Origin of the sequence: Ramlibacter sp. 2FC, from assembly GCF_005503345.1 — a bacterium.
Taxonomy (GTDB): Bacteria; Pseudomonadota; Gammaproteobacteria; order Burkholderiales; family Burkholderiaceae_C; genus SCMQ01.
The window spans coordinates 1-2,461 of the sequence record NZ_SCMM01000118.1; the positions used below are offsets into that span (position 1 = coordinate 1).

The 2,461-nt window shown below is 71.7% G+C and carries 2 protein-coding genes; one reads left to right on the forward strand and one right to left on the reverse strand.

The window, feature by feature from the left end:
• Positions 1–252: 252 nt before the first annotated feature.
• On the forward strand, positions 253–1,200 hold the full coding sequence (locus tag FFS10_RS22775; protein ID WP_137896880.1) for a pseudouridine-5'-phosphate glycosidase: 948 nt from the start codon (positions 253–255) through the stop codon (positions 1,198–1,200).
• 27 nt (positions 1,201–1,227) lie between these two features.
• Here FFS10_RS22775 and FFS10_RS22780 read toward each other — a convergent pair whose 3' ends face one another.
• Positions 1,228–2,343, reverse strand: a complete 1,116-nt coding sequence (locus FFS10_RS22780) for a CaiB/BaiF CoA transferase family protein (RefSeq protein WP_137896881.1) — start codon at positions 2,341–2,343, stop codon at positions 1,228–1,230.
• Positions 2,344–2,461: the final 118 nt, after the last annotated feature.

Genomic DNA, 2,461 nt, shown 5'->3' on the forward strand with positions numbered 1-2,461 from the left:
ATTTATGTCCAGTGCAACGCGCCGCCACGCCCCAGATCGCAAGCGTTTACGCGGCCTGCCGGCCTACCCCATCCCAGAACTTCTCATAACTGGGGCCTTCTCATAATGGCCGGACGCGGCTGTCCGGCCCATCCCCAAAATACCCCGAGTCGGCTGCCCGCGTCCCGCGCGCAAAGGCTGAGCTGCACACACTGGCCATACGCCAGCCCGCTGCGGCACACTGAGGCACCTGGTTCTCCGAGGTGCCACCCCATGCAGCCCAAACTCGCCCAATCCTGGCTGACCTACAGTGCCCCCGTCGCCGCGGCGCGGGCCGTGGGGCGGCCACTGGTGGCGCTGGAATCGACCATCATCACCCACGGCATGCCCTACCCGGAGAACCTGCGCACCGCGCGCGAGGTGGAGGCCGTGATCCGCGACCTGGGGGCCGAGCCGGCCACCATCGCGCTGATCGGCGGGCGCATCCACATCGGCCTGTCGGACGAGGAGCTGGAACTGCTGGGCCGCTCGGGCCAGGCCGCCAAGGTCAGCCGGCGCGACCTGCCGGCCGTGCTGGCCAGCGGCGGGCTGGGCGCGACCACGGTGGCCGGCACGATGATCTGCGCCGCGCTGGCCGGCATCGAGGTCTTCGTGACCGGTGGCATAGGCGGGGTGCACCGCGGCGCGCCGCAGAGCTTCGACATCTCGGCAGACCTGCAGGAGCTGGCCCGGACCTCGGTGGCCGTGGTCTGCGCGGGCGCCAAATCGATCCTGGACATCGGCCTCACGCTCGAATACCTGGAGACGCATGGCGTGCCGGTGCTCAGTTGCGGGCAGGACAACTTCGCGGCCTTCTACACGCGCGACAGCGGCTTTCGCGCCGACTACCGGCTCGACGACCCGGCCGACCAGGCGCGCTTCATACGCACCAAGTGGGACCTGGGCCTGGCGGGCGGCGTGGTGCTGAGCACGCCGGTGCCCGAGGCGGCGGCCCTGCCGTCGGAGGAGATCGCCGCGCTGACCGACCAGGCCCTGGCCGAGGCCCAGGCCCAGGGCATCAGCGGCAAGGCCGTCACGCCCTTCCTGCTCGCGCGCATCAAGGAACTGACGGGCGGGCACAGCCTGGCGGCCAACATCGCGCTGGTCAAGCACAACGCCGAGGTCGGCGCCCGGCTGGCGCTGGCCCTGGCGCGCGCGGGGCACGGCAGGGTCGCGGTCTGAGGCGGCCCGGCGCGAAGCGGCTTCCCCTCAGCAGTCGTGAGGCGGCGCCATCCGGTAGCTGGCCGGGGTGCGGCTCAGCTTGATCGGCGAGGCCAGGCCCTGGTAGCCTCCGGGCAGGCTCACCGTCATTCCGCGGTGCGCGGTGTGCGGATGGTTCAGGGCCTGGGGCACGTCGAGGATGGGGGCGCAGGGCACGCCCTTTTGCTGCAGCGCCGCGACCAGGGCCTCACCGTCCCAACTGGCCAGCAGCTCGAGCAGGCGCTCGCGCAGCGCGGCGCGGTGCACCGAGCGCGCGCCTGCGCTCGCGAACTCGGGCTCGCTGGCCAGGCCGGGCTGGCCGAGCACGGCGCAGAGCTGGGCGAACTGGCGGTCGTTGCCCACGGCCAGGAACACCGGCGTGCTGGCGGTGGCGAAGGCGTCGTAGGGGTAGATGTTGGGGTGGGCATTGCCGGTGCGGCCCGGGATGCGGCCGTCGCCGAACCAGTTGGCCGCATGCGGGTGCAGCAGCGACAGGCCGCTGTCGTACAGCGCGGCCTCGACGAACTGGCCGCGGCCGCTGCGCTGGCGCTCCTGCAGCGCCAGCAGCACGCCGATCACGGCGTTGAGCCCGGTCACCATGTCGACCACCGGCAGGCCCACGCGCAGGGGCTCACCGCCGGTCTCGCCGTTGACGCTCATCAGCCCGGCCATGGCCTGGATGGCCGCGTCGTAGCCGGGTAGGCCGCCCAGCGGGCCGTCGGCGCCGAAGCCGCTGACGCGGCAATGCACCAGGCGCGGGAAGCGCTCGGCCAGGGCCTCGTGGCCCAGGCCCCATTTCTCGAGCGTGCCGGTCTTGAAGTTCTCCAGCAGCACGTCGGCGCCGGCGAGCAGGTCAAGGAATTCCTCGCGGCCCTCGGGGCTGGCCAGGTCCAGGCGCATGCCGCGCTTGTTGCGGTTCAGGCCCATGTAGTAGGAGGCCACGCCATGCTCGAAGGGCGGACCCCAGGCGCGGGTCTCGTCGCCCTGGGGCGGCTCGATCTTGAGCACGTCGGCGCCATGGTCGGCCAGGATCTGGCCGCAGTAGGGGCCGCCGAGCACGCGCGAGGCGTCGATCACGCGGATGCCGGCCAGGGCGCCGGTGGGCAGGGGGGAGGGCTGTGGCATGGCGGCTCCGTGCGCCGGTCAAAACCGGCAAAGTGTTGTGAATGAAAGAGTCATACGTTGAAGGCTTAGCCAGCTACGGCGGCCCCGAGTCATGCGTGCACATTCGTGAGGGTGTGGG